17 protein-coding genes are annotated in these 22120 nt (G+C 59.0%); 6 read left to right on the top strand and 11 right to left on the bottom strand.

Features of this window, described 5'->3' with window-relative positions; genetic code table 11:
* The first annotated feature begins 26 nt into the window (after window positions 1-26).
* The gene (locus GY33_RS0110315; protein WP_051822504.1) at window positions 27-1454 is read left to right on the top strand and encodes a MiaB/RimO family radical SAM methylthiotransferase; all 1428 of its coding nucleotides are present in this window, start codon (window positions 27-29) and stop codon (window positions 1452-1454) included.
* 15 nt (window positions 1455-1469) lie between these two features.
* Here GY33_RS0110315 and GY33_RS0110310 read toward each other — a convergent pair whose 3' ends face one another.
* The 11 genes from GY33_RS0110310 to sat all read right to left on the bottom strand — a co-directional run bounded on the left by GY33_RS0110310 (window position 1470) and on the right by sat (window position 14507).
* The gene (locus tag GY33_RS0110310; RefSeq protein ID WP_031387262.1) at window positions 1470-1868 is read right to left on the bottom strand and encodes a hypothetical protein; all 399 of its coding nucleotides are present in this window, start codon (window positions 1866-1868) and stop codon (window positions 1470-1472) included.
* A 212-nt stretch (window positions 1869-2080) separates the two neighbouring features.
* On the bottom strand, window positions 2081-3010 hold the full coding sequence (gene lpxC, locus GY33_RS0110305) for a UDP-3-O-acyl-N-acetylglucosamine deacetylase (RefSeq protein WP_031387261.1): 930 nt from the start codon (window positions 3008-3010) through the stop codon (window positions 2081-2083).
* Between the two features lie 162 nt (window positions 3011-3172).
* Entirely contained in the window at window positions 3173-4042 is an 870-nt protein-coding gene (gene prmC / locus GY33_RS0110300) for a peptide chain release factor N(5)-glutamine methyltransferase (protein WP_031387260.1), read from the bottom strand.
* Window positions 4043-4044: 2 nt separating this feature from the next.
* Window positions 4045-5121, bottom strand: coding sequence for a peptide chain release factor 1 (prfA, locus tag GY33_RS0110295; protein ID WP_031387259.1), 1077 nt, complete (start codon window positions 5119-5121; stop codon window positions 4045-4047).
* Window positions 5122-5304: 183 nt separating this feature from the next.
* Window positions 5305-5520 carry a 50S ribosomal protein L31 gene (gene rpmE, locus GY33_RS0110290; RefSeq protein ID WP_031387258.1) on the bottom strand — a complete coding sequence of 72 codons (216 nt, stop codon included), beginning with the start codon at window positions 5518-5520 and terminating at the stop codon, window positions 5305-5307.
* Between the two features lie 135 nt (window positions 5521-5655).
* Window positions 5656-6828, bottom strand: a complete 1173-nt coding sequence (gene qmoC / locus GY33_RS0110285; protein ID WP_031387257.1) for a quinone-interacting membrane-bound oxidoreductase complex subunit QmoC — start codon at window positions 6826-6828, stop codon at window positions 5656-5658.
* A 13-nt stretch (window positions 6829-6841) separates the two neighbouring features.
* Window positions 6842-9133: a hydrogenase iron-sulfur subunit gene (locus GY33_RS0110280; protein WP_031387256.1), complete on the bottom strand. Its 2292-nt coding sequence runs from the start codon at window positions 9131-9133 to the stop codon at window positions 6842-6844.
* Window positions 9134-9136: 3 nt separating this feature from the next.
* On the bottom strand, window positions 9137-10384 hold the full coding sequence (locus tag GY33_RS0110275) for a CoB--CoM heterodisulfide reductase iron-sulfur subunit A family protein (protein WP_031387255.1): 1248 nt from the start codon (window positions 10382-10384) through the stop codon (window positions 9137-9139).
* Window positions 10385-10577: 193 nt separating this feature from the next.
* A complete protein-coding gene (gene aprA, locus GY33_RS0110270) occupies window positions 10578-12560 on the bottom strand; it encodes an adenylyl-sulfate reductase subunit alpha (RefSeq protein WP_031387254.1) in 1983 nt (660 codons plus the stop codon).
* Between the two features lie 61 nt (window positions 12561-12621).
* A complete protein-coding gene (gene aprB, locus GY33_RS0110265) occupies window positions 12622-13116 on the bottom strand; it encodes an adenylyl-sulfate reductase subunit beta (protein ID WP_031387253.1) in 495 nt (164 codons plus the stop codon).
* A gap of 104 nt (window positions 13117-13220) precedes the next feature.
* Window positions 13221-14507, bottom strand: a complete 1287-nt coding sequence (sat, locus tag GY33_RS0110260) for a sulfate adenylyltransferase (protein WP_031387252.1) — start codon at window positions 14505-14507, stop codon at window positions 13221-13223.
* 654 nt (window positions 14508-15161) lie between these two features.
* Here sat and GY33_RS0110255 point away from each other — a divergent pair.
* Genes GY33_RS0110255 through GY33_RS0110235 form a run of 5 tightly spaced genes read left to right on the top strand, consistent with a single transcriptional unit; the run spans window position 15162 to window position 22006 of the window.
* Window positions 15162-17063 carry a 3-phosphoshikimate 1-carboxyvinyltransferase gene (locus GY33_RS0110255; protein WP_152555164.1) on the top strand — a complete coding sequence of 634 codons (1902 nt, stop codon included), beginning with the start codon at window positions 15162-15164 and terminating at the stop codon, window positions 17061-17063.
* Window positions 17026-17313: a hypothetical protein gene (locus GY33_RS0110250; protein ID WP_035271841.1), complete on the top strand. Its 288-nt coding sequence runs from the start codon at window positions 17026-17028 to the stop codon at window positions 17311-17313. The genes GY33_RS0110255 and GY33_RS0110250 overlap by 38 nt, the downstream gene beginning before the upstream one ends.
* A 32-nt stretch (window positions 17314-17345) precedes the next feature.
* Complete coding sequence (locus tag GY33_RS0110245) at window positions 17346-19277, top strand: aconitate hydratase (protein WP_031387249.1); 1932 nt, start codon at window positions 17346-17348, stop codon at window positions 19275-19277.
* A gap of 57 nt (window positions 19278-19334) precedes the next feature.
* Window positions 19335-21224 carry a peptidylprolyl isomerase gene (locus GY33_RS0110240; protein ID WP_031387248.1) on the top strand — a complete coding sequence of 630 codons (1890 nt, stop codon included), beginning with the start codon at window positions 19335-19337 and terminating at the stop codon, window positions 21222-21224.
* Window positions 21225-21274: 50 nt separating this feature from the next.
* Window positions 21275-22006 (top strand): SIMPL domain-containing protein, encoded by a 732-nt coding sequence (locus tag GY33_RS0110235; RefSeq protein WP_031387247.1) that lies wholly within the window; start codon window positions 21275-21277, stop codon window positions 22004-22006.
* The last annotated feature ends 114 nt before the right edge of the window (window positions 22007-22120 follow it).

Below are 22120 nucleotides of genomic sequence, written 5' to 3'. Positions count from 1 at the left end.
TTTGTTTTTTTGAACAATACCGAATCATGCATTTCTACCTGACCACCTTCGGCTGCAAGGTCAATCAATACGAGTCCCAGGTCATCCTGGAGCACTGGGCGAGACAAGGCCATGTTCAGGTTGCCGAGGCCGCCCAGGCGGACATAATCTTGATTCATTCCTGCGCCGTGACCGCCAAGGCCGTGGCCGAGCTGCGCAAGGCCGTTGCGGCACTGCAGCGCAACGCGCCCAAGGCCGGAATCGTGATCACCGGATGCGCGGCCCAGACGTTTGGCTTGGAACTGCGCAACCTTCACGGGGTGGTTGGGGTTGTCGGAACGCAGGATCGAGGAATGCTGTTGGAAGGACCGGACGTGTTGCTGCAACAGTTCGGGAATGATCCGTCTTTCGGCTCAAAGCCCAAAGCGAACATGCTGGCCGGCGTCTCGGACTTCCAGCGGGCCCGGGCCCAGGTCAAAGTCCAGGACGGCTGTTCCCACGGCTGTACCTACTGCATCGTGCCTCTGGCCAGAGGGCCAGGGCACAGCCGGAGGGCGGAGGAGGTGATCGAAGAGATCCGACGTCTGCTCGCGAGGGGATTCCGAGAGATCAGCCTGATCGGTGTCAACCTGCGGCTTTATGGCCAGGACCTTCAACCTCGAAGCGACTTCTGGGACCTTATACTGACCTTGGAAAGGACCTTCGCGCCGTTGTGGGCTGATCGGGCCAGGCTGCGGCTCAGTTCCCTGGACCCGGCCATGCTCGGAACCAAGGCATTGGATGCTATTTCCGGTTCGCGCCTGCTCTGCCCGCACCTGCACCTTTCCCTGCAAAGCGCGAGTCCAGCGGTCTTGAAGGCCATGGGCCGGAGCCATTACCAGCCCGAGACCATCCAGGAGTTCTGCGACCGACTGGAGCGTCGGCTCGGCCTCTACGGCCTGGGCGCGGACCTGCTCACCGGCTTTCCCGGCGAAGAGGACGCCCATTTCCGGGAAACTCTGAAGTTCTGTGCCGCATTGCCCCTGACTTACGCCCACGTTTTCCCCTTTTCCCCTCGGCCCGGAACCCCGGCGGCGAATCGCGCGGACCAGGTTCCGGAAGAGGTTCGCCGGGAACGGGCCCGCCAATTGCGCGCTCAGACAGGCACCAAGCGCCGAGCCTTTCTCCGCGCTCTGGCCAAGCGGCGCGACGCGGTGACCATGGTGGTGGAAGGAACCGCCCCGTACCAGGGCAAATGCGAATACTACGTGCCTTGCAGGCTGATCCAACAGTCGGAGGGAACCAAGGGAAAAGCGAACAAAGACGTCGCTCGGAAAGACGGCGAAACATTGTTTGGAACAATGAACGCCCTTCCTCGGACTCGGGAACTGATTCGTGTCCGCCCCCTTGGCGTGGTGCTCAAGGGACGAGAATGGGGCCTGGAGTGCGTACCTACGGAAGAGCCGAGCGACCGAGAATCAGGGAACGAGAACTAAGTGTGAATGTGGCGGTTATTCCGGCAGGATCGTGACGTTCAGCGGGATGACGTGCAGGTCTTGGCGACGGGGTTCGGTCTGGTCCAGGCTCCATTGCAGGCGGGAGGCGGGCAGGTCCAAGGCCGCGGCGATATCCGCGACAAGGCCGCTCATGTTGATCACCGGATGGCGGATGAAGACCTTGGGCAGACCGTAGGTCAGGTTGCAGGCTAGACATTTGCCCGGGCGCTGCACCAGGTGAAACTGAAAGCTCAAACGGTCCGCCGCACCGCCGTCAAAGGCCAGCTTGACGTCGAAAGCCGTTTCGTCGGCGTCGCCGTACAGGGCCTCGAAAAAATCCGCGCTTCGTTGCACGGGGAAAATTCGCTCCAGCCGTTCCGGTGTAAAAATGCCTTGGAGGTGATGGGAGTCCATAAAACTGCTATCTCTACGGTTACATTTTTTGCCGAAGCCCCTGCACGGAATCCGCCGGACTCGCCATACGCCCGGCGTCGGTGCTGACCAGCGGCGGATAATGCCAAGCAAGGACCAAACGTGTCAACAGTCGCGCGGAATCCCATAAAAAAAGCCCCATTCGAAATCGAACAGGGCGAAACGCCGCTGACGCGACGCAAGGAAGGACGGGTTTAGTTCCACGCCTGGGAGGTCGCGGGGAGCTCGGACAGCGAGGGCAGGACGACCTCGGCGGGCACGGGTTGCTCGCCGCAGACGTCCACTTCCAGATAATCGGCCTGATGTTCCACGATGTATCTGGCAAAGGCGTTGTTCAAGGCATGGCCGGAGCAATACACTTCGAAGTCGCCGGTCATGGGCATCCCGAGGACAAAAAGATCCCCGATGAAATCCAATACCTTGTGCCGAACAAACTCATCGGGGTAACGCAGCCCTTCCGGATTGATCACGCCATATTCATCCAGCACCACCGCGTTATCCAGGGAGCCGCCCAAGGCCAACCCGTTGCGCCGTAAATATTCGACCTCGCGCATGAACCCGAAGGTCCTGGCCTTGGCCACATGCCGGGTGAAGGTTTCGGGGTTGCACTCCACGAAAATCTTCTGGATACCGACCATGGGATGGTTGAAGTTGATAGTGTAGTCCACGGTCAGACGCTTCGAAGGGCGAGCCTTGATCCACTTGCCGTCCTGCTGAAACTCAATGGGTTTCTTCAGGGTCAAGAGTTTTCTAGGCTTGCTCTGCCGCCGAAAACCAGCGGCTCGAAGTAAAAAAATAAAGGAAGCCGAGCTGCCGTCCATGATCGGCACTTCGTCTCCCTCCACTTCCACGAACAAGTTGTCGATTTCCAAGCCGCGGACAGCGGCCAGAAGATGTTCCACGGTGGCGAGTCGCTGATCGCCGAACCCGAGAGTCGTGGCCATGGTCGTCTCCACCACGGCATCCGCAGAGGGCCTGTGGAAGCGAACCCCGTCCTCGCCGTGCAAGGCAAAGACGATCCCGGTATCTTCGGCAGCCGGGCGCAACACAAGGCGGACTTTGCGCCCTTTGTGCAAGCCGATGCCTGAACACTGGATGGATTTTTTGATTGTTTTTTGACAGATCATGCGCACTCCTTCTGCGTCACAACCGTGCAAAGAACATACCGCGCCACAAAAATGGAGTTATTCTTTGAAATAATTTATTTTAATTCTTGATCGTCTTTCAAAATTCGTTGCTTTCGCAACTAATGGCGTTTTTTTTTCACAACACCAAAAACACAAACGTTACCAACGCAACCGGGCCTGGGCATATCGCTCATGACCCGCGAGATCCCTATGAATCGCGATGTCCGTCCATCGGGGCGACATACCCGCGATTCGATCACAAAGGTTCTTAGCCTGGTTTGTACCGACCTCCAAAAGCACGACCCCGCCGTTGACAAGTACTTCCTGAGCGTCCCACAGCAAGGGAGGAAAGAGCTCATCGCCTTCCAATCCGCCGAATAGAGCGAGATGAGGCTCGAACCCCACGACTTCCTTGCTTAGGCTTTCCGCCTCTTTCTCCCCGATATACGGCAGGTTGGCCACGATCAGGTCCAGACTGCGCCCTTTCACGTGTCGCAACAGGTCTCCTCTGGTTCGTACACAGCGCTGATCCACGCCGTGTCGCCGCAAATTTCCGGTCGCGACGTTCAGTGCGCCAAAAGAAATATCCGTCGCCACGGCCCGAGCTTGGGGAAAAAGTTTGAGCAGGATCGCGCAAAGAGCTCCACTGCCGGTCCCGACATCGGCGAAGCAAAAGGTCTGACCCGGATCGAACAGCTTCAACACAAGCTCAACGCCTAACTCGGTATCCGGACGAGGGATCAACACTTCAGGAGTGACGTGGAAGTCCAGCCCGTAGAATTCGCGACGCCCCAGAATATAGGCCATGGGCTCGCCCGTTCCCCGTCGTGCCAGAATTGGGCGAATCCGGGCCAATTCCGATTCGCTCAAAGGCTTGTCCAGATCCAGAAAAAGATCCAAGCGATTCAGGCCCAAGGCATGGGCGATCACGAGTTCCGCGCTTAGACGTGGAGAGTCGACGTTTTTTTCGGTGAGATACCGTGTGCTTTTGGCAAGAATTTCACGGAGGATGGGCCGCGTCGGCGACATGATCAATATCCGTCGTCGGATTCGGCTTTCAAGGCTTCGGTCTGATAGTGCTGAACCAGGGCGTTCACCAACTCGTCCATCTCCCCTTCAAGGACGGATTCCAGGCGATACAGGGTGAGATTGATGCGATGGTCCGTGATTCGCCCTTGAGGGTAATTATAAGTCCGAATCCGCTCGGAACGGTCACCGCTGCCGACCTGATTCTTTCTGTTCTGATCGTAGGAAGCTTTTTGTTCGTCCTGCTTGGCCTTGAGCAGCCTGGAGCGGAGGACTTTCATGGCCTTGGCCCGGTTCTTGTGCTGCGACTTTTCGTCCTGACAAATAACCACCAGCCCCGTGGGAATGTGGGTCACGCGCACGGCGGAGTCCGTGGTGTTTACACTTTGCCCCCCGGGACCGGACGAACGGTACACGTCCACGCGCACGTCGCCTGGATCGATATGCACGTCCACTTCCTCGGCCTCGGGTAAAATGGCTACGGTCACGGCGGAAGTGTGGATCCGGCCCTGGGATTCCGTAGCCGGAACGCGCTGGACCCGGTGCACACCGGACTCGTGCTTGAGCCGGCTGTAGACCTTGTCTCCGGAGATGGCGGCGATGACTTCCTTGAAACCGCCGGTGCCGCTCTCGCTGGCTTGGATCAATTCCGTGCGCAGGCCGACTCGCTCCGCGTACCGCATATACATGCGGAAAAGGTCCGATGCGAAAAGAGCCGCCTCTTCACCGCCGGTCCCGGCTCGGATTTCCAAAATCACGTTCCGATCATCCAAAGGATCTTTGGGGAGCAGAAGAATCTGCAACCGGAGCCGCAACGACTCTAACTGCTCCTCCAAATGTGTCGCTTCGGCCCGAGCCATTTCACGGATTTCCGGGTCCGAGTCGCTGAACAGATCCTTATTGGAATGAGCATCGTCCGATAGACGAGTGAATTCCCGATAGACGGAAACTATCTCGCCAAGCTCGGCATGCCGCTTGGTCAGTTGCCGATATCGCTCCTGATCGTTGAAGACCTCGGCGGAACTGAGTTCACGTTCCAATTCCTGATATTTTTCCTGCAAGCTTTCGAGCTTGGCGAACATGGCGAATCAATCCATCTGGAAAGGGGAAAGAGCGAGAGCACGACTTCCAAGTTGCCCTAATCTTCAGAGCAGTGAATGATGAAAAACGCCCTCGTCATCAGCGGATCATGTCCGCGGGAACGAAGGCGTATTTCCCGTAGTGCTGGGAAGCGACCGACCTGTTGAGCGACGAGTCTCTTGAAATCAGGCCTTGCCGCCGACGGAAGCATACTTCTTTTTGAAGCGATCGATCCGCCCGGCCGTGTCCACGAAACGTTGCTTGCCGGTGTAGAAGGGATGGCAGTCGGCGCAGATTTCCATCTGGACATCGTTGCGTTGAGTGGTCAGGGCTTCGATCTCATAACCGCAGGCGCAATGGATCTTGCGCTTGCTTGTTTCAGGATGAATCTCTTTTTTCATTGGAAATGACTCCTTGGTGTATTTGCGAAAACGAATTAACTAGCTTGAACTGCTCGTTCTGACAAGAGCTGGGACTGACAAAAAAAACCAGGGTCTCTCGACCCTGGCTATGACCATCAGATAGAGGCGCAGGCTCTAAGCCTGCGGTTTGGGAGATCTGCCGATGTGCCGCGCATACCCTAGGGCCACCGTGCGGTAGACCAGGTGCGCCAGCTTGGACCAAGGCAGATAGGCGAAAAGCATGAAAATGCTCACCAAGTGGATGTAGTACATCGGGTAAGCAGCGCCGGGAACGTTGGCCAAGCGCAACAGCTGACTAAACATTCCGGACAGGGCCACGACCCAGATCACTCCCAGCAGGTACCAGTCGTAGTAGTTCGACTTGAACTTCGCGTCGTCCAGGTTCAGACGCCGCTTGGTTACCATCACCAAGCCGACGATCAGGGCAATAGATGCGATATTGGCCAAGATCTTAAAGGGGTTCCACAGGCTCATGGGGGTCATCAGATCCAAGCCAGTGAATACGCCCAGCCAGTAGGCTACGCCCACGTAGGCAGTAACGATGAACAGGCCGACAAATCCAAAGAAGATCCCCATATGTCCATAGTAGCGGTCAGTGTTGTCTCCACCGCACTCCTTCCACTTAGTGTGGGAAAGGATCTCGTCGATGATTACCTGCCACGTAGACTTGAGCACGGTCATTACGGGAACCCCGCCCATGGGAGCTTGTGGTGAATCATTGAACGTTTTGATCAGGGAGAGAACACCTCGAGCAAAAATCACCAAAACGGCTACTGCGATCAAGCCGAACAGCGGGTCAATAAACGCCGTCTGGGGGAAAACCAAGCGGTACAGAACCTGACCATTATCATCCACCGGCGTACCAAAAAAGCCGGAGGTCACGAACCAGGCGATCAGGAAGATCACTGCGGGGATTCCGGCCAGGATCGGCAGGTACTTTGCCGAACTCATGAACTTACCCATGATCGTCGGCTGGGCGATGTTCTGGTAGGCCATGTTGCGCATGGCCGCCATCAGGTCCGCGGGTTTCGCCCCGCGGGGACACTGGTCCGAACAGGTGCCGCAATTGTGGCAGAGCCACATGTCCAGATCACCCACCAGCTTGTCCTTCAACCCCCACTGCGCCCAGACCATCTCCTTGCGCGGGTAGGGATTTTCCTCCGGCGACAGGGGGCAGACCACGGAACACGTGGCGCATTGATAGCATTTCTTGAGTGATTCTCCACCCGCGGCCTGCATCTCCTGAATAAACTGCAGATCGGGCTCAATGCGTTTAACTTGTGCCATATTCCGTCACCTCCTAGAAGCCTTTGTATGGGTTGGCGCCGATGTCGTCGATGATGTGGTTCATAAAGTCGTCGATCATCTGCGGGACCTTGTCGTATTCGTCAATGGCCACCTGCTTCTGCTGGACACGCTCGGGCTCCAACTGCAAACGTCCGAGTGTCTCGGCGATGTTCTCCATCCGCTTGTTGCAGAGCTCGCTGCCCTTGGCAAAGTGACACTGGTAGTCGTCGCCGTATTTGCAGCCCAGCAGCAGGACGCCGTCAATGCCCTTGGACATGGAGTCAGCGACCCAGATGCTGTTGATGGAGCCCAGGCAACGGACGGAGATAAACCGAACGTATGGGGACCATTTCTTGCCTTGGAAAGCAGCCATGTCCAGAGCCGGATAGGCGTCGTTCTCGCAGACGAACACGATGACCCGGGGACCACCTTCGTCGATGTCGTCCGGCACCTCGTTTTCCTTGATCATCGAGGCAATCATGTCCACGTTGTACTCCTCAAAGGAGATCACGCGTTCCGGACACGCACCCATGCAGGTTCCGCAGCGGCGACAACGGGTCGGGTTGGGCTGTGGCGTACCCTTTTCATCGTCGTCCAGGGCGCCGAAAGGACATTCCTCAGTGCAGCGCTTACACTGGGTGCACCGAACCATGTTGAACTTGGGAAAGGAAATGTCTCCGGACCGCGGATGCACGGCCATGCCCCGATTGATGGACTCAAGGCACTGGATGGCCTTGAGCACGGCCCCGGAAGCGTCGTCCTCAGCGGCCCCCATGAGCATGGGCTGGTGCACGCAACCGGCGGAGTAGACGCCGGTCCGACGTGTCTCATAGGGGAAACAGATGTAGTTGGAATCGGCGAAGCCGTTGAACAGGTTCAAATCCGGGAAAGCCGGCCCCTGTCGGTAGGCAAAGTTCATGATCGGTTCGGCCAGGGTCGTGGGCACCATACCCGTGGCCAACACCAGGACGTCGACCTTGATCTCCAAGGGTTCGCCCAACAGAGTGTTGTCCGCCTGAACAATGATACCGCCGTCGGAATCTTCCTTGACCTCGATTACGTCGCCCTTGGTCAGAAAAATCCCGGGATCGTCCTGAGCGGCCTTGTAGTACAGCTCCTGCAGTCCGGGAACGATCATGTCCTTGTAGATGATGAACGCCTTGCCGTTGGGGTTCTTTTCACGCAGATAGCCGGCCTGTTTCAGCGACACCATGCAGCAAACCGAAGAACAGTACGGCAGGTGACCTTCCTCGGTGGAGCGCTGTCCGGCGCACTGGATAAAGGCAACGGACTGAACGGGCCGCCCGTCCGAGGGGCGCAGCAATTCGCCTTTCTTGGCCATCAACTCCATGTCCACGTTGGTGATCACGTTGGTGAACTTGCCGTGCCCAAGGGGAGCCAAAACATTTTCACCCTTCTGGATTTCCGGGGTATCAACGACAGCGATCTCTTCGCCTTCCTTGCTCTCTTCCTTCGGGGCTTCGGCCTCTACGACCCGCGCCTCGGGATCGAACGGTTTCCATCCGGTGGCCAGGACCACGGAACCGACGGGAATTCGTTCCTCGCCGTTGCCCGTGGCGATAACAGCGGTATACTGTCCAGGGGCTCCTTCAAGCTTGCTCAAGGTGGATCCGGTAAAAACGCGAATCTTATCGTTGGCGGAAACGTCGTTAATTTTCTTCTCTACGCCCGTCGGAACGGCCTGGGTGTAGGGGAAGGAGTACGGCACCTGCTTGTACATCTGAGCCGCAAATCCGCCCAATTGACCCTGCTTCTCCAAAAGGACCACGTCGTAGCCCAGCTTGGCGCCGCCCAAGGCTGCGGTGAGACCGGTGTTCCCTCCGCCGACCACCAGGATGGTCTTGGTAACTTCCGGAATCTCCGGCTGCGGAACCACGTACTTCTGCAACTTGATAATACCCATCCGAATATAGTCCTGAGCCATCATCCGCAGGGTCTCCGGCACTTCACCCTCGGCAGTCGTGTCGGCTTCAGGACGGGCATATGTCCAGGCACACTGTTCGCGCAGATTGACACGCTCCACCACTGCCTTTTCGCCGAACTGGAAAATGTCCCATTTCACCCGGGGAGAACAGGCGCAGACAGCGACACCGTCAATGGTTTCCGCATCCACGTCCGCCTGGATCATGGCCTTTCCTTCCTGGCTGCACAGCACCGGTGCGGTCTTGACCACCGGGCAGCTGCCGCCGTATTCACTTTGAACGAATTCCGCGAGTTGCCCTGCATTCAGTTGAGGGCCAATGTCGCAACCTTCGCAAATATATACACCAATTTTGCTGGACATTGCTTACCTCCCTACCACGGTTTGAATTGCTTTCAGCGCTGCACCGGTCGCGGTCTGGGCCGAGCGCATGACGTCCAGGGGCATTTTGGCGCACCCCGCCGCAATCACTCCGGCTTCCTGCGAAATACAGAATCCATCGTCGTCCTGCTGCATGCCCGCGGGAAGGGTCTGTCCAGCAACGCTCGGTTCCATGCCGGTGGCCAAGACCACCATGTCGTACCGCTCTTCCTTCTTGATTCCCTTGATGATGTCTTCGGCGGTCACCAGAACGTCGCCGGTGGCGCCGTCTTCCATGACCTGGGCGACCTTGCCCTTGACCATCATAACTTTCTCATCCTCACGGATCTTCTGGAGAAACTTGTCGTATCGCCCAGGGGTCCGGATATCGATATAGTAAATCACGATCTGCGCATCCGGATACTGGGCCCGCAAGTAGGTGACCTGTTTCAGCGATGCCATGCAGCAAATGTAGGAACAGTAGGAGAGGTGGCTCTCATCGCGTGACCCGGCGCACTGCACGAAGGCGATCCGTTCCGGGGCCTTGCCGTCGGAGGGACGAAGGATTTGACCATTGGTGGGCCCGCTGGGGCTGGCCAATCGCTCCATCTGCATATTGGAAATAGCGTTCTTGATCTTGCCAGCGCCCAAAATTTCCAACTTGGACACATCGTACGGCTTCCAGCCCGTGGCCCAAACCACGGCCCCAACGTTCAGGGTGATTTCCTTTTCCCGGTCGTCCAACTCAATGGCGTCGTACGCGCAGGCCTCGACGCACTTGGAACAGCTCTTTCCGAGACAGACCGCGGGATCAATCACGTAGCGCATCGGAAACGAATTCAGATGCGGACGATACACGGCCTTGCGCTTTTGCAGGCCGAGTTCGAACTCGGAATCCGTTTCCACGGGACAGACCTGGGAACATTTATCACAGGCGGTACAGTTGGTGTTCACGTACCGCGGGCTGATCTTGATCTTGGCCGTGTAGTTACCGGGAGAACCTGAGACGGAAACGACTTCGGCCAGGGTGAAAAATTTGACTCTAGGGTTGTTCTTGATCCGCTGATAGTTAATTTCCAGCCCGCAGGAAGGGGGACAGAGCTTGGGGAAGTATTGATTCAACTGGGAAACGCGCCCCCCAAGACACGAATTTTTCTCGATGATATACACATCATGCCCGACTTCGGCTGCTTCCAGTGCGGCAGTGATTCCGCTGAAGCCGCCTCCCACGACAAGTATTCCTGAATGTTCCATAAGTTTCCTCCGTACAGTTTGCCTGACACTGGGCCCCAGGTCCTGAATTGGCCTAAACCTCGGCTGGAATCGTGATTTTCTCCTAAAATTCACGCCTCCAACAGAGAATTAGACCAGGGATACCCTGATTTGTCCAGTGGGGGGAGAAAGAAAAAGCTGCGGGCCTCGCGGCCCGCAGCTGATATTCCGTGATTTACGGAATGACCTGGACCAAAGGCACCTTGTAGAAGGTGGTCTTCTTTGCGACCGGGTCGTACTTGGAGTTGGTGAAGCACTTCCACTCGTCGTCGTTCAAGTCGGGGAAGTCGGTGCGATAGTAGAAGCCGGGGTACCGGGTTTCCGTGCGGAACTGAATGTGCTGCATGTGCAGACGGACGGTCCACAGGCGGTGGTACTGCTCCCAGCAACGCAGCAGTTCGTGCAGGTCGCGGGCGGCCAGCTTCTTGGAGTCCTCATCCAGCATGTCCAGCAGAGTCATGCCGGTCTCCAGCAGCTTCGCGGAGGTCCGGTAGTAGGTGGAGGTTCCCGCGCCGTACTCGTCCGTGGCCTTCATCAGACGATCCATGAAGTTGCGGGGAGTGATGTACATCGGGTTGACCACCGGATCAGTGGAAGCGGACTTGCCGGCTTCGTAGTTGTAATACGGAGCATAGATCATCTTCTTCAGATCATCGTCCGTTTCCTTGATCGCCGGCTTGTAGTCCTTGTGATCCACGACCCAGCGCACCAACTGCTTGGCTGCGATGCGGCCCTCGGCGTGGGAGCCGGAGGAGAACTTGTGGCCGGAAGCACCAACGCAGTCACCGGCGATGAACAGACCGTTGACCGAAGTCATCCGGTTGTACACCTTGCCGTTGTCGGCCTTGATCTTGTAGCTGTCCGGAACCCATTCCTCGTCCGGACCGGAGCACCAGATGCCGCAGCAACCGGAGTGCGAACCCAGCAGGTAAGGCTCGGTGGGCATGATCTCGGAACCGACCTTCTCAGGCTCGATGTTCATGCAAGCCCACAGGTTGGCCTGGCCGACACACATGTCGAGGAAGTCTTCCCAAGCTTCGGACTCAAGGTGCTTCTGCTGCTTCTTGTCCAAAGTGGCGAAGGTGGTCTGCAGGGCAGTGGCGGTGTCCATGTAGATCGGACCGCGTCCGGCCTGCATTTCTTCCAGCATCATGTGGTTGCGCAGACAGGTCGGGATAATGTGACCCTTGGCATAGCCCTTCTCACGGTATCCCTTGATCATGTCGTCGTTGGTCACGCAGTAGTCTTCGCCCAGGGCGTTGACGGCCTTAGCCTTGAACAGCAGAAACCACGCGCCGACCGGGCCGTAACCATCCTTGAAGCGGGCCGGGCAGAAACGGTTTTCCATCATGGTCATTTCACCACCGGCCTGAGCGACCAGGGTGTAGCCGGAACCAGCGTTCCAGACCGGGTACCAGGCGCGGCCTTTACCTTCACCGACGGAACGGGGACGGTACACGTTCACCGCGCCGCCGCTGGCCACGAGGCAAGCGTTGCACTTGAAGACGTACACTTTGTTTTCACGCAGGGAGAAGCCCACGGCGCCGGCAACCCGATTCGGGGTGTTGGCGTCCAGGAGCAACTTCACCACGAAGATGCGCTCCAGGTAGTTGTCCTGACCAATGGCGTTCTTGGCGGCCTCGGCCACGAGAACCTTGTAGGATTCGCCGTTGATCATGATCTGCCACTTACCGGAACGAACCGGCTTGGCGCCGGTGCGCAGGGACAGGCCCTTGGCCTTGGCCTGAGCGCCGTCCAGGTTGTGTTCGCCTTCTTTGACCCAGCAGGGCAGGCCCCACTCTTCGAACAGGTGCACGGAATCGTCAACGTGGCGGCCCAGGTCGAAGATCAGGTCTTCGCGGACAACGCCCATCAAGTCTGTGCGGACCATGCGTACGTAGTCGTCCGGGGTGTTGTCGCCAAGGTAGGTGTTGATGGCGGACAACCCCTGGGCAACAGCGCCGGAGCGCTCCAGAGCGGCCTTGTCCACAACGATGTAGCTCACGCCGTGCTTGTCGGCCCAAGGCTTGATCTCAACGGCGGCGCCGCAAGCGGCCATACCGCCGCCCACGATCAGCACGTCTTTTTCGATCGTAACAACTTCCGGTTCAGCGATCGGTACCCCTTGGGGTGCGATTTTTGAAGGAATTGTGGTCATGCGAAATCCTCCTGAAAGATTTTTTGGGTTTACTCAATGAGTCAGTGAAGACTTGCACGCACTAGGCGCCGCAGGTCGGCTCGGTCCAGCACTGGGTGTAGTCGGTGTTGGTAAACTCGAACTTCTTGTTCACCACTTCGGCGGGCTTCTTCAGTTCGGTCTCGGTGAAGAGCAGTTCGTTTTCCAGGTCACCGGGAGCGGGCTTGCCCTCGTAAGGCTTGATGGAGCCTTCAGCCGTGGTCCGGATGGGGAACTTGAAGCGCTTGATGTTCCCGTTACGGAACTTGATGGTCCACATGATGGCGTCGCCGGAACGCAGCGGGATGCTGGTGCCGCCCATGGGGGCGAAGTCGGCGTAAGGGCGGGCTTCAATGGCGCCCTGGGGGCAGATCTTCACGCAGGAGTAGCACTCCCAACAAGCATCGGGTTCCTGGTTAAACGCCTTCATTTCCTGGGCATCCAGGATCATCAGGTCGTTGGGACAGATGTACATACATGCTGTCTTTTCACCACCCTTGCAACCGTCACATTTCTCCGGATTGACAAAAGTAGGCATAATTCGTCCTCCTCAGGTGTTGTAGTGTTGAAAAACAACCAAGCCTATATGAACAGCCGGGAGACCGACGTCTCCCGGCTGTACGGCTAATGAATTGAAATCGATCAACCAGCAGCGGCCTTGTGCATTTTGATCTCGACCTTCTCGGTCAGGCTGGCGTAGTACTCGCGCAGGATGACCAAGACTTCGTCGCGACCGAAGTGATCCGGCACCTCGCCGCCCTCGGAGAGCAACTTGCGCAGCTTGGTTCCGCTCAGGATGACCCGGTCTTCCTTGGTGTGCGGGCAGGTGCGCAGAGAGGCCATGCCGTCGCACTTGAAGCAGTAGAAGGTCCAGTCGATCTTCAGCGGCTTGCAGACCAGGGCCTGACCGGGAGTGGGGCAGGCTTCCTTGGCGTAAGGAATCTTGTCGAAGATGGTTTGGGCTTCGAACATGCCGTAATAGTCACCCACGCCGGCATGGTCGCGACCGATGATCATGTGGGAGATGCCGAAGTTCTGGCGGAACGTGGCGTGCAGCAGGGCTTCACGGGGACCGGCATAACGCATGTCCATGGGATAGCCGCCGTGAACCACGTTCTTTTCCACGAAATAGCCCTTGATCAGGGTGTCGATGCACTTCACGCGCCATTCAGCGGGAATGTCGCCGGGCTTCAGGTTGCCCACCAGGGAGTGGATGAACACGCCGTCGCAGACTTCAATGGCGATCTTGGCCAGGAATTCATGGGAGCGGTGCATGGGGTTGCGCAACTGCAGGGCGGCAACCGTGCTCCAGCCGCGATCCTCAAAGGCCTTCCGGGACTCGGAGGGGCGCATGTACACGCCGGGATAGGTCTTGGGGTAGTGACTCTCGGAGAGAACCTTGATCTTTCCGGCCAAGCTGACGGCCTTCTGCCCCATAACCATGTCCACGCCCGGATGCGGATCCTCGGCATGCACTTTCCAGAAGTCCTCGGGAGTCTTGGTGCCTTCGCCCATGAAGACCTTTTCGCACTCGAACTTCTTCTCGGCCTCGGTCAACTCGTACTTTTCGTCGACCTTCATGGTAGCCAGGATTTCATCATACTTGGCGTCGTACAGAGCGATCTCGTCGCCTTCCTTGATGGCGGCGGCATCTTCCTTGGAAACGGAGAGGGTCACCGGGATGGGCCAGAAGGTCCCGTCGGTCAGCAACATTTTTTCGCAGACGCCCTTCCAGTCGGCCTTGGACATGAACCCGGTCAACGGGCTGAAGGCACCAATGCCCATCATCAAAACGTCGCCCTTCTCACGAGGAGCGAGTTCGATCTTCTTCAAGCCCTGAGCTTTTTTCTTTTCCGCTTCCAGCTCAGCGCCCTGAAGCAGACATTCCGTCAGTCCTTTGCCTCCATGCGGCGGAACCAATCCAGACATAGTTTTGTCTCCTTTTCCAGTTGTTTGGGTTATGGTTTAAGACATCCCCGGCTGGCGACGATGCGCCACAAAACTATCGCGGACTTGCTCCGTCGCGTGCCGAAAACGGGGTACTCGCTATAATACCGAAGCGCTTGTGCAATATTTAACAAGCGCTTCCAAAAGTGTCAACAGAGAAAGTCAAAGCAACCACGCGGACGCTGACGGGCAACGTGGACTGGACAGTATCGCGGAGGATAATGAAAAAAACAAAAAGAAAGTAAGGCGAATCATTGAAACTAGATGTCCATGCGGGAAACTCCAGCGAGTTTCGTAAATTTAAACTCGGATTCAGTCAATCGAGGGGAATGGCGACCGACCTTGCTGTAACCGCCAGCCCGCCGAACCGATCAATCAGCACCAACGGCAAACGGTTTGCACTCCGAGTAAGAAGAAACAGGGCTTGCTGGTTGACGGTCCGTTTACCAAACCTTGCGTTTTGCCAGCTTCTTCTTAATGATTGCGGACTATCTACCCCAAGCGAAATCCTTTTTCAACCCCCTTTTTTTGTTTTTCTCAGTCTCGTCGAAATGCTTCAGCACCTGATGATTGATTCCAAGACTTGTATCCCGATGCAAATCTGGATAAATACGAGCGTTTCACGAAAGGACAACCATGAACAACCGCCCCTCCCCCCCCTCGCAAAACGACCCAGATAGACCAGGAAGCACGCCTGAAAACACTTCCGGGGCCATGCCCGACCTCCGTGCGCCGGACGACGACACGGAAAGACGGGAACCTCTTTACCGCCTCGAAGAGCGGTTGCTGCGGGAAGAACGCAACGTCGCCGCCGCGTTGCTGCGTCGATCCCGACTCCTCGCTGAAATTGCCGTCCGGCGAAAGGGTGATGCTTCACGCGCCGCTTCGAATCGCAGCGCCATCCAAAACCTGGAAAAGTCCTTGTGGACCGTCTGGGAGAACGTTCTCCAGCCGGAGGAAGGTGGTCGCTCCAAACACTGGCATCAATTGCTCTCCCAGTGCAACAACCTCGGCTACATCCTGGGCGAACAAAAAGACGTTCCAAGCGGCAGACCCTGGATTCTTCGCCCAGGAGCCCCCGGCGGAGCCGTGACGCTTCCCGGACCCACGGACGTTCTCCGGGCCGAAATCGCGATATACTGGGCCGCGGCGACCAATGCCGCCGCCCGAGCAAACCCCGTGCGGACCAACGACGACGTAGTCGAATTGATCAAGGCTTTGAACCAACTCGGTGCCGGTCTGGCCTGGGAACGCGACCATGTCACCCACTCTCCGGGACGATCCGCCGATCTGGACTTCGATCAAAAAACCGTCCATGTCGGACAAAGCCCTTTCATTTTGGCTCTGTTGCTTGCTACGGCGTTGGCCCGCCCGGGCATCGCCAAATTCAGCGGGTCCGGTTCACTGAAGATGCTTCCCTTAAAGCAGTGGCAACAGTTCCTCCCTCGCCTTGGAGCCCGGCTCCACCAGCTCAACCCGCACTCTCCCGGGCTTCCGGTCCGCCTTGAGTCCAACGGAACCCCCGAGCTGGCCCAGATTGACGATGAAACACCCGAGGAGTTGATCGTCGCCCTGCTGGTTGCCGCTCCTTTTTATTCGCGAGGACTGCGCCTGACCTGGTCCGGGGCCGGGATGCCCGAAGGTATTGGCGCGAAGCTCAAGATCATCTCCGAGATGTACGACCTGTACGGCGTCCCCCACAACGTCCAGCCCGACGCGATCACGGTTTCCCATGCCCTGCCGCGCCTGCCGGGCGGTACATATAATGACGCATCCGGTTCGCATTCCACCTTCCGTGTGCCTTTGGACCCCGACCTGAGCGCCATGCTGCTGATCTGGTCGCGTTTCACAGGATGGACCATGCGCCTGGAAGGGCTTTGGCCCAAAAAAGACTCGTCCGCTGACCCACTCCTGACCCTGCTTCGATCCTGCGGACTCGCCGTGAGCATCGATCCAAAGGGAATCCGGGCCGAAGCCGGACCATGGCCCGCTGAACCGATCCTGGACGTTCGCGGACGCTCCCAGGCCATGCCCCTGGCCGTAGTCCTGGCCTTGGGAGCGCCAAGCGCGGCCGTTCTCAAGGGCTTGCCCTCGGAGTACGACCGAGAGGTGATCGAGACCTTCTCGAACTGGTCCGGGCGTACGTGGCGACAGGAAGGCTCATCCCTGTTTTTTCAGCCAGTACCGCGAGGAACCGAACGCGGCGATCCGCGCTTCGAGCCTCCGGACGCCGCATGGGCCATGGCCGCGGCCATGCTCGCCTTCAAGCACCCCGGCATCCAGTTGACCAGCCCAGGAGAGCTGACCGGGACGTGGCCCGGATTCTGGACCCTCTACAACCATGTCCTCACCGCGTCCGCCAAACGACCCGAGCAACAACAGGGCCAACGACCCGAGCATCAACCGGGACAACGGGCGGAACGCGCCACAACCAATTCAAGCCGGCCCGCCGGACGAAATCATCCGGCCGGGTCGGGCGAGAGAGGAGACGCTCCGCCCAATGCCATCCAACGCACCAAACGCCGCGTCAAGCTCTGAGGCTGAGGCCATTGCCGCCCTGGAGGCCGAGCTGGACGACTTCACGGCCCAACAAATCGCCTGCGCCGCAAGATTCAAGGAACTGCTGTTCAGTGAAAAACCTTCCGAGGGCGTCGTCTATTCTCAGGAGATTTTTCGATTGCAGCAGGACAAACTGCGTCTGCAAGTGGAAATCGACTGCCGCCGCAACAAGATCAACCGCATTCGGCTCTTCGGACTTGCCGCTGAAAAGCAAAGCCACCCGTCCTGACGCCGCTCTTCAACCCTGACATGAGGACCCCCATGGGACGCAATCTGACCCAGAAAATCATCGGCGAGCACCTTGTATCCGGCGTCATGACGCCCGGATCGGAAATCGCCCTGCGCATCGACCAGACCTTGACCCAGGACGCCACCGGGACCATGGCCTACCTCCAATGGATGGCCATGGGGCTGGATCGGGTCCGGACAGAGCTTTCCGTAAGCTACGTGGATCACAACACGCTGCAAATGGGCTTTCAAAACCCCGACGACCATCGGTTTCTGCGGACAGTAGCCGCCCGCTACGGAATCATTTTCTCCCCGCCCGGCACCGGGATCTGTCACCAACTGCACCTGGAAAACTTCGCCAAACCCGGCAAGACCCTGATCGGCTCGGACAGCCACACCCCCACGGCGGGGGGGGTCGGCTCCCTGGCCATGGGCGCGGGAGGGCTGTCCGTGGCCCTGGCCATGGCCGGCGAGCCCTATGTCATTCCCATGCCCAAGGTCTTCCGGATCTATCTGACCGGTCGGCTGCAAGGCTGGGCCGGGGCCAAGGACGTCATTCTCCGCGTGCTCCAGCTGCTCTCGGTCAAGGGCGGCGTCGGCGCGGTCCTGGAGTACTCCGGTCCAGGAGTTGCCACGCTGACCGTACCGGAGCGGGCCACCATCACCAACATGGGCGCGGAACTGGGTGCGACCTCCTCGGTCTTCCCCAGCGACGACCAGACCCGCGACTTCCTGGAACGCATGGGGCGGGGCGAAGATTTCGCTCCGCTGGCCGCGGACCCGGACGCCGCCTATGATCGTGTCGTTGAAATCGACCTGGACGCCATCGAACCCATGGCCGCCAGACCGCACATGCCCGACCTGGTCGTTCCTATCCGGGAGCTGGATGGACTGCCCGTGGATCAGGTGGCCATCGGCTCCTGCACCAACTCCTCCTATACGGATCTCAAGACCGCGGCCCTGGTGCTGCAAGACAAGCATGCCGCACGGACCACCGACCTGCTCATCGCGCCCGGCTCCAAGCAGGTTCTCAAGCTGTTGAACCGCGAAGGCCTGCTGGACGCCCTGCTGGACAGCGGGGCCCGGCTCCTGGAGTGCGCCTGCGGACCGTGCATCGGCATGGGCGGCTCGCCCACGTCCGAAGGGGTCAGCCTGCGGACCTTCAACCGCAACTTCGAAGGTCGCAGCGGCACCCAGGACGGTCAGGTCTATCTCGTCGGTCCGGCAACCGCGGCCCAGGCCGCCCTGCACGGTCGAATCACCGCCCCTTCCACCTGGGGCCCGGCTCCGGACAAGCCGCTTCTGCCTCGGGATGTGCCCTCCATCCGCCGCCAGTTCATCATGCCGCCGGATTCCGCCGACGAGGCGGCGAGGGTGGAAATCCTCCGCGGGCCGAACATCGTTCCCCTGGAGGAATTCCCGCCTCTGTCCGAAACGATCCGGGCCCAGGTGCTCATCGTTCTCGGGGACAACATCACCACGGACCACATCCTGCCCGGCGGCGCGGCGGTCACGGCCCTGCGCTCCAACCTCCCGGCCATCAGCGAGTACATCTTCAACCGCGTGGACCCGGAATTCGTGGTCCGGGCCAGGCAGGCCCAGGTCGGGATCATTGTCGGCGGCGAGAACTACGGGCAAGGCTCCAGCCGCGAACACGCGGCCCTCGGCCCCCGTCATCTGGGTGTCCGGATCGTCCTGGCCAAGTCCTTTGCCCGGATTCACAAGGCCAACCTGATCAACTTCGGCATTCTGCCCCTGGTCTTCGTCGATCCGGCGGATCACGACCGGATGACTCAGGGACAAACCGTTGAACTGACCGCTGCCAACCTGTTCGCGGGTCCGGAAACGACCCTGGCCACCCAGGACGGCCAAGCCATCCCGGTCCGGCATGATTTGACCCCCAAGGAACTTGAGATTATCAAATTTGGCGGGCTCCTGAACCAGATCAAGGCCCTCAAGAAATAGAATCAATCTTTTATTCCCGCGTGCTCACACAGCGGGACAACACATCAAGGAGCAGCAATGCTTGACGCCATTCGTCGCAACGCCCAGTCCTGGGGCGTAAAGGTCATATTCGGGATCATCATCCTGGTGTTCGTCTTCTGGGGGGTCGGCAGCTTCCGCAGCGAGCGGGGCGACGTCCTGGCCGAAATCGACGGCAGCCCTCTGTTCCTGGAAGACTTTCAACGGGTCTACCGGCAGACGCTGGACAACCTGCGCCAGGAGAACCCGAACGTTAGCGTGGACGAGCTGGAGCGGATGGATTTCCGGGGACAGATTTTCGGCCAGATGGTCAATGCCAAGCTCATGGAGCAGGAGGCCGCCCGGCTGGGCCTGAATGTTTCCGCCCAGGAACTGCGCCAGGCCATTACCGCCATGCAGGTCTTCCACGACCTTAAGGACCGTTTTGACCCGGCCCAATACCAGGCGGTTCTGCGGGCCCATAACCTGACTCCCGCCCAGTTCGAACGCGACTTCCGCGGCGACTTGGTCATCCAGCGCCTCCAGGACTTCATCGCCCTCCCCGCCGCGGTTTCCGACCAGGAAGTCCGGGACATTTTTACCTTTGCGCAAGAAGAAGCCGTCCTGGAATATCTTTCGTTCCCCTGGACCACGGAACTGGACGACTTCGATGTCGACGAGGAAGCCGTGGAAGCCCACTACCAGTCGCAACTGAACACCTTTCAGGTTCCGGCCCGTATTCAAATTGCCTACCTGAACATCAGCCCTTCCGAACTGGCCGATCCCACCCGCGTCACCCAGGAGGAAATCGAGGACTTCTATACCGCCATGGCCCATGAATACGCCCTTCCGGAGCAGGTCAGGGCCCGACATATCCTGATCTCTCCCGAGGACGGCACGGAAGAGGCCCAAGAGAAGGCCCGAGAGGAATTGCTGGAGGTGTTGGTCCGGATTCAGGCCGGGGAGTCCTTTGCGGACATGGCCCGGGAGCACTCACAAGACGCCACCGCGGCTCAAGGCGGCGATTTGGGCTGGTTCGGACGCGGGGAGATGGTTCCCGAGTTCGAGGACGCGGCCTTTGCACTTGAGCCCGGTCAGCTCAGCGAGCCGGTGCGCAGCCCGTTCGGGTGGCACCTGATCCTGCTTGAGGACCTCCGGGAAAGCGGTGTCGTGCCCCTGGAGGAAGTAGCCGCGACCATCCGCGCCAGACTGGCCGAGGAACATGCCCTGGAGCGGCTGCCCGAGACCCTGGACCTGGCAATGGAGCAGATCATCATTGGCGAATCTTTGGAAAAAGCAGCTGAGAACCTCGACCTCCAGCTTCAAACCTCGGAGTTCTTTCCCATGGGCCAGTCCCCTGTCGGCCTGGACCTGTCGCCGGAAGCAGTGGCCGTGCTTTTCGGGCTCCAGGACGGGGCCATTACCCAGACCCCGATCCTCATGGCCGACGGCTATCTGCTGGCCCAGCGCATCGACTTCGAACCCCAGCGAGTTCGTCCTCTGGAAGAAGTCCGGGAACGGGTCGTAGCCCAGTTACGCATGGAGAAGGCCAAGGAAGCCGCACGGGCCAAGGCCGAACAGGCTCTGGAATCGATTACCGCCGAAGCCTCGGAGATACCCAGTGAGCTGCGAACCAGCGCCCCTTTCGGTCGCCAGGGCTTCATTCCCGGCCTGGGCTTTCACCCGAACCTGGGGGCGGACGCCTTCGGTGCCCCGGTTGGCGACTGGCTTCTCCAGGTCTACGAGATGCAGGACGCGTTCATCGTCGCCCGGGTCCAGGAGCGCATCGCCCCATCGGAAGAACAATGGATCGCCGAACAGGACGAGTGGCGCGAAGCCCTGCTCCAGTCCCGCCGACGCGAGTTCATGCAGGCCTTTGTGGCCGAATTGCAAAGCAAGGCCGAAATTCGGATTCTGCGCCAGGACGTTCTGCGTCCCGCGCCGCGCTGACGCCCGATTGATTTGCCCCCCCTCGTCCCGTCACCCCAAGGAGGTTGACCATGTCCGATTCCCCGCTCAAGTTGTTCGTCGCCGCGCTGCTTGTCGCCGTTGGATTGGCATTGGGAGGCTATTTCATCGGAAAGGGATTCGTGGAAGGGAGGCTGGGTGATCGCTTCGTAACGGTCCGTGGGCTGGCTGAAACCGAGGTCAAGGCCGACTTGGCCATCTGGCCCATGCGCTTCGTGGCCACGGGCGACGACCTGACCAAGGTTCATGCCCAACTGGCCGCTGACGCCGATAAGGTCGTCCAGTTCATGGTCCGGCACGGCCTGCCCAGAGAGGCCGTGGAAGTGCAGTCCCTGGAGGTCACCGACCTGCTGGCCCAGGCCTATCGCTCCGGCCCGGTGGACTCCAGGTTCATCCTGACCCAGGTTCTCGTGGCCCGCACCGAAAACGTGGACCTCATCGCTTCGGCCAGCCAGAGGGTCAGCGAACTTGTGGACGCCGGGGTGGTGCTCAGCGCGGAATGGGGTGCCGGCGGTCCGGTCTATCTGTTCACCGGGCTCAACGACGTCAAGCCGGAGATGATCGCCGAAGCCACGGTGAACGCTCGCCTGGCCGCGGAGCAGTTCGCCGCGGACTCCGGCAGTCGGCTCGGCGGCATCCGCCGGGCCAACCAGGGCCTGTTCCAGATCCTGCCCCGGGACAATGCGCCGGACATGCAGGAACACAAGCAGATCAACAAGACCCTGCGCGTGGTGACCACGGTGGAATACTACCTGGACCAGTAGTTCCATATCCAATTCAACAATTCTCTTTCGGAGTCGCTATCGGGATCGGAATCGGGATCGAATTCAGGCCATTGGCACACAAAGGTTATCGATCCTGGTAGCGATCCCGACCCC

Origin of the sequence: Desulfonatronum thiodismutans, from assembly GCF_000717475.1 — a bacterium.
In the GTDB taxonomy this organism is placed as follows: domain Bacteria; phylum Desulfobacterota; class Desulfovibrionia; order Desulfovibrionales; family Desulfonatronaceae; genus Desulfonatronum; species Desulfonatronum thiodismutans.
The sequence above is the reverse complement of the archived record's forward strand: the minus strand, read 5'-3'. Positions and strand labels throughout refer to the sequence as shown.

Bases quoted from the DNA above. Each gene is read 5' to 3' on its own strand.
- GY33_RS0110315 (WP_051822504.1), top strand. From the start codon at position 27: ATGCATTTCTACCTGACCACCTTCGGCTGCAAGGTCAATCAATACGAG.
- GY33_RS0110310 (WP_031387262.1), bottom strand. From the start codon at position 1,868: ATGGACTCCCATCACCTCCAAGGCATTTTTACACCGGAACGGCTGGAG.
- prmC (WP_031387260.1), bottom strand. From the start codon at position 4,042: ATGTCGCCGACGCGGCCCATCCTCCGTGAAATTCTTGCCAAAAGCACA.
- prfA (WP_031387259.1), bottom strand. From the start codon at position 5,121: ATGTTCGCCAAGCTCGAAAGCTTGCAGGAAAAATATCAGGAATTGGAA.
- rpmE (WP_031387258.1), bottom strand. From the start codon at position 5,520: ATGAAAAAAGAGATTCATCCTGAAACAAGCAAGCGCAAGATCCATTGC.
- qmoC (WP_031387257.1), bottom strand. From the start codon at position 6,828: ATGGCACAAGTTAAACGCATTGAGCCCGATCTGCAGTTTATTCAGGAG.
- GY33_RS0110280 (WP_031387256.1), bottom strand. From the start codon at position 9,133: ATGTCCAGCAAAATTGGTGTATATATTTGCGAAGGTTGCGACATTGGC.
- GY33_RS0110275 (WP_031387255.1), bottom strand. From the start codon at position 10,384: ATGGAACATTCAGGAATACTTGTCGTGGGAGGCGGCTTCAGCGGAATC.
- aprA (WP_031387254.1), bottom strand. From the start codon at position 12,560: ATGACCACAATTCCTTCAAAAATCGCACCCCAAGGGGTACCGATCGCT.
- aprB (WP_031387253.1), bottom strand. From the start codon at position 13,116: ATGCCTACTTTTGTCAATCCGGAGAAATGTGACGGTTGCAAGGGTGGT.
- sat (WP_031387252.1), bottom strand. From the start codon at position 14,507: ATGTCTGGATTGGTTCCGCCGCATGGAGGCAAAGGACTGACGGAATGT.
- GY33_RS0110255 (WP_152555164.1), top strand. From the start codon at position 15,162: ATGAACAACCGCCCCTCCCCCCCCTCGCAAAACGACCCAGATAGACCA.
- GY33_RS0110250 (WP_035271841.1), top strand. From the start codon at position 17,026: ATGCCATCCAACGCACCAAACGCCGCGTCAAGCTCTGAGGCTGAGGCC.
- GY33_RS0110245 (WP_031387249.1), top strand. From the start codon at position 17,346: ATGGGACGCAATCTGACCCAGAAAATCATCGGCGAGCACCTTGTATCC.
- GY33_RS0110240 (WP_031387248.1), top strand. From the start codon at position 19,335: ATGCTTGACGCCATTCGTCGCAACGCCCAGTCCTGGGGCGTAAAGGTC.
- GY33_RS0110235 (WP_031387247.1), top strand. From the start codon at position 21,275: ATGTCCGATTCCCCGCTCAAGTTGTTCGTCGCCGCGCTGCTTGTCGCC.